The following is a 4,319-nucleotide window of genomic DNA, read 5'->3' as shown; positions in this document are numbered from 1 at the left end:
CCACGGTAGCCCAGCACCAGACGACGGGCCCACAACAGCAGAGGATAGAGGCGGTCCGTCCGCTTCCGGTTGGCAAATACCCCCTTGAGCAGCCGCAGCAGCCCCGGGGAAGGCCGCAACTGACCGCACAGCAGGGCAATTGCCGCCGGGCCGTGGAACACCTGGGTCTCTCCCGTGTCTCCGTGGGTGTCGCCATCCCGCTTCACCATCAACACGGCCCCCTCGGAGAGGGGGTAGCCTTGCGCCTTCAGCGCCTGGCAAAGCTGGTTGTTGGCGCGACCGTCAATGATCTCCAACCGGGACAGACCGCCCTTCAACTCGCTCAATTCCGCAAAACACCGGCAGAAGGGGCAGCCCCCATCAAAGACCAGTTGCAGGCGGGCGGGTTGTGGAGCCAAGGTTCGGGTTCAAGGCTGATGGGCCAGGACCATATCCTCTGGAATGTAGCCCGCTTCCCGCAGCAGCGCGGCCAACGCGCCGGGAAAGTTGGGGTGACGAACCTCGGTCCCCTGGCCACAGTCGCGACCATGGTATTCGCATTCATCGGGGTAGGACTCCACACCCCAACGGCTGTCCTGATCATGGCGCTGGAGCACCACAGGCCACGCCTCCCCGATGCGATCCGCACGGGCATGACTGGCGGCATATCCGGCCAGCAGGCCGTTCACCTCGCCACTGTAGTGATCAGCCAGCCGTTGAGCCTGCCGCTGGGCGTCCTCCTCAAAAAAAGGCCGCAGGTGGGGCTGGTGGCTGACATCAACCATCTGATCCCCCCGCAGTGCTAGGAACTGGGGTGGCGGGCTGGATCCTGCGTAGGAAGAGAAGCGGTACAGGAAGCGATTGTCCACCGTGGCCAGCAGGTAGCCACGGCCTGGTACAGGCTCCGTAGCGGCGAAGATGTCCCCGTCAAATGCACCCGCGTCAATGGCTTGCCACGCCCCCTGGTCGTTCTCCCGGAAGACGGTGACCAGGGCACAGCAATGGGCGCCGCCGCTGTACTGGGAGAACAGCACCTCGGGGCTGCCGTTGTCCAGGTCCAGCTCCACAATCTGAATCAGGGCGTTGGTCACGCCACTGGATAAACCAACGTGCTCCAGGAGCGGAGTGTCCGTCAGAAGACTGACGGGTGTTTCCTCCACGGTGGCGGCAGGCCATAGCCTGAGCACCGGTTGCTGTTCCCTGTCATACCTGTCTGATCCCACCCGGAACGACAGGTCCGCTCTGATTCCCGCCGCCGTGAGACTGCCCCCCGACGGATTCTCGTCCGGCCCGGCGCGCAGCAGCAGGGGTTCAAAGTCCGCCACCCCCTGCTCCTCCCCGGGGAATCGGGACTGCAACGTTGTTGATAATGGTCCCAGCGCCAGCCAGCCCAACCCTGCGCAGACGCCAGCCAGTAGCGCCAGCCAGGGGACCACGGTGGTGGGCTTCCAGGGGGACATGATCGAGTGATCCTAGGGCCTGTCTCGCCCATTGAGTGAGATGGCAGATGAGATGATTAAGGCGGCCAGGTGGGTGGCGCCCATCACCGACACAGGCCCAGGGAGTTGTAACGTCTCTCAAGGACACGTCTACCCTGCTCAGCCATGGAAAGTGAATTTCGCCGCGTCGCCAAAGGCAAGGGCGGCGATAATGGAGGAGGATCCGGCGGGCCGGGCGCCCTCTGGTTCCTGATGGCCGGCAGCCTTCTGTTTCTGCTGGTGTTGAGTCAGACCGTGTTCATCGTTCCTGCCGGCACTGTGGCGGTCATCACCACCCTGGGGCGCGTGACCGGCTCCCCCCGGGGCGCCGGTCCCAATTTCAAGCTTCCCCTGCTGCAGAACACCCACCGTTTCAACGTCAAAACCCAGGTGCGCCCGGAGCGGTTTGGCAGCCTGACCAAAGACCTGCAGGTCATTGAAGCCACGGCCACGGTCAAATACGCCCTCAGACCCCAGGAAGTGGGACGGGTTTACGCCGAGATTGCCACCCTTGACGGAGATGTCTATCCCCGCATCGTGCAGCCTTCCTTGCTGAAGGCCCTCAAGTCCGTGTTCTCCCGCTATGACCTGGTCACCATTGCCTCCCAGTGGGGCAGCATCTCCGAGGAGGTGGAGCAGCAGGTGGATACGGAACTCAGCCGCTTTGGCTACGTGGACGTGCAGGGCCTGGACCTGACCGGCTTGCAGATTGCCGAGGAGTACCGCGCCGCCATTGAGGAGAAGCAGATTGCCGAACAACGGCTGCAGCGGGCCCAGACGGAGGTGCGCATTGCCGAGGAGGAGGCCAAGAAGTTCCAGACCCTGTCCCAGAGCCTTGACGAACAGGTGCTCTACAAGCTCTTTCTCGACAAGTGGGACGGGAACACCAGCGTTGTGCCCAGTTTCCCCGGGAGTCAATCCGTTCCCGTGATTGTGGATGCCCAGCCCTGATTACAGCACCGGCAGGCGCAGCAGTTGGGCCATCACCGCGGCTCCCGCAGGTAGTTCCGTGGTGGCTGCGTCCACCTCCAACAACAGATCGGCCCCCTGCAGGGAGGCCAGCCGGGCTGAACTCTGATCACCGCAAGGGGTGGCCAGAGGGGCGCCCTGCTGATCCATGCCCAGGCGGGCGCGGATCAACTCCGGCCGGCCTGATCGGCGCCGCAACGGGGTGGCCAGGCGGACCCGCAGGCGCGGCCAGGGCTCCGGCGTTGCCCCTTCCAGCGCCTGCAGTGCAGGCCGGACCAGTTGCAGGAAGGTGACGGCAGCGGAAACAGGGTTGCCGGGGAGACCGAAGAACCGGGCGCCGCCATGGTCCCGGTGGCAAAAGGACGGCCCGGCTTGAGAAACAGTCGCCAAAACTGCAACTCCCCCAGCCGCTCCAGCAGGGGGCGCACATGGTCCTCGTCGCCAACGGACACCCCTCCTGTGGTGATCAACACGTCACTGCGGCCGGCCAGCCGCAGCAATGCCCTCTCCAACCGTTGGGGGTCATCATCCACCCATTCCTCACCCACGACGGCAACACCCAACTGCTCCAGCAGCAGCAGCAGCAGGGGGCCGTTGCTGTCATAAATGGTTCCGGGGGCAAGGGGATGGCCGGCCGGGCGCAGTTCCGACCCGGTGATCAACAGGGCGACCCGAGGACGGGCATAAACCTGGGCCACGCGCAGGCCACAACCCGCTGCCCGCGCCACATCAACACTGCTCAGCCGTTGCCCCACGCTGCCCAACGGCTCCCCCGGGGCAGCCTCCTCCTGGGGGGAGCGGATCCACTGGCCCGGATGGATGGGGCCCTCCAGGGTGATGGCGGAACCGGGTCGCTCCTCCTGTATCAACCGGACATCTTCCTGGGGCGCCACCGCATCCGCGCCATCGGGCGCCATCGCCCCTGTGAAGATGCGCACCGCCTGCCCCGGTTCCAGTGGACGGCCATAGGGGGCTCCGGCGGCTGAACATCCCACCACCGGCAGGGACCGGCCCGGCTGGCCATCAACGGCGCGAAGGGCATAGCCATCCATGCTGGAGGCCCGGAAGCCTGGCGCCGCCCTCGGCGCCGTCAGGGGAGCCGCCAGCACCCGCCCACGGGCCTGGCGCAAGGGGCAGGTGTCCCGTCCTGGCAGGGGACTCAGGGCGCTCAACAACCGGGCGCGGGCTTCTTCCAGCGTGTACCCTTGCTTTGCCTTCTCCACACCACCGACTCCCTGGTTGAAGGTTATCCGGCGACCATTCTTTCTTGCGGGGGAGATTGTTCCCGGGGGGCTGGCGAGGTGGCGTCAGCCTGGGGCAGTGGCTCCAGGGCCACATGGTTGAGGAGCGTGGTGACAAAGGCAAACAGGAGAAAGGGGAGGGAGAGCACCAACACCAACCCCACCGCCATCAAGGCGAAGAGTGGACGGCTGGCTCCCATGAGGGCCATGGCGGCCGCCAGACTCATGAAGATGACCATGATCCAGAGCAGAACCTGGCCATAGATGTCGCCGAAGGAGAGGGTGCAGCGCACCTGATAGGCCTGACGCGGGAGAAGAGGTTCCATGGGCTGTGTCCGATTCTGCTCCCGTCTATGATGCCAGCAGCGAGGGTGGAATCCTGCAATAGGGAACAGTTCATGAACTTTGACCTGGTCCCGTATGGAGGGCCGGGGGTTTCCTGATGGCGGTGTTTGCTGAAGATGATCGTCTTCGCCCCTCCCCGTCTGTTGAGGATCTCCTAGACTTCCTGTCCTATGCTCAGGCGCTGCCTGTTATCGGCCATGACCCCCAGTCGATTGACGGAGTCGCAGAAAGCCCAGATCGTGGAACAGTATCGGGCCGGGAACAGCAGTGTTGATGTGGGCAAGCGCTTTGGCTGTAGCGACAGGAC

General features: G+C 64.6%; 6 protein-coding genes. 1 reads left to right on the top strand and 5 read right to left on the bottom strand.

The features are described 5' to 3' along the window. Both BG35_RS0107005 and BG35_RS11620 read right to left on the bottom strand, forming a co-directional pair. Positions 1-398: DCC1-like thiol-disulfide oxidoreductase family protein (locus BG35_RS0107005; protein WP_025782274.1), on the bottom strand; the 398-nt coding region annotated here is incomplete at its 3' end. Positions 399-407: 9 nt separating this feature from the next. Then, positions 408-1,439 carry a hypothetical protein gene (locus BG35_RS11620; protein ID WP_025782273.1) on the bottom strand — a complete coding sequence of 344 codons (1,032 nt, stop codon included), beginning with the start codon at positions 1,437-1,439 and terminating at the stop codon, positions 408-410. Between the two features lie 144 nt (positions 1,440-1,583). Here BG35_RS11620 and BG35_RS0106995 point away from each other — a divergent pair, with 144 nt between their 5' ends. Further along, positions 1,584-2,408 carry a prohibitin family protein gene (locus tag BG35_RS0106995; protein WP_025782272.1) on the top strand — a complete coding sequence of 275 codons (825 nt, stop codon included), beginning with the start codon at positions 1,584-1,586 and terminating at the stop codon, positions 2,406-2,408. On the opposite strand, the gene BG35_RS13950 is transcribed toward BG35_RS0106995, so the two are convergent. Genes BG35_RS13950 through BG35_RS10790 form a run of 3 tightly spaced genes read right to left on the bottom strand, consistent with a single transcriptional unit; the run spans position 2,409 to position 3,993 of the window. Then, positions 2,409-2,597, bottom strand: coding sequence for a hypothetical protein (locus BG35_RS13950; RefSeq protein WP_308417024.1), 189 nt, complete (start codon positions 2,595-2,597; stop codon positions 2,409-2,411). After that, positions 2,594-3,649, bottom strand: a complete 1,056-nt coding sequence (locus tag BG35_RS10795) for a molybdopterin molybdotransferase MoeA (protein ID WP_308417023.1) — start codon at positions 3,647-3,649, stop codon at positions 2,594-2,596. Before BG35_RS10795 ends, BG35_RS13950 begins: the two co-directional genes overlap by 4 nt. 23 nt (positions 3,650-3,672) lie before the next feature. Then, a complete protein-coding gene (locus BG35_RS10790; RefSeq protein ID WP_025782271.1) occupies positions 3,673-3,993 on the bottom strand; it encodes a hypothetical protein in 321 nt (106 codons plus the stop codon). Between the last annotated feature and the right edge of the window lie 326 nt (positions 3,994-4,319).

Origin of the sequence: Candidatus Synechococcus spongiarum SH4, from assembly GCF_000586015.1 — a bacterium.
Taxonomy (GTDB): domain Bacteria; phylum Cyanobacteriota; class Cyanobacteriia; order PCC-6307; family Cyanobiaceae; genus Synechococcus_B; species Synechococcus_B spongiarum_F.
Note: the sequence above shows the minus strand (reverse complement) of the source record. Positions and strands in the feature narration are given on the sequence as shown.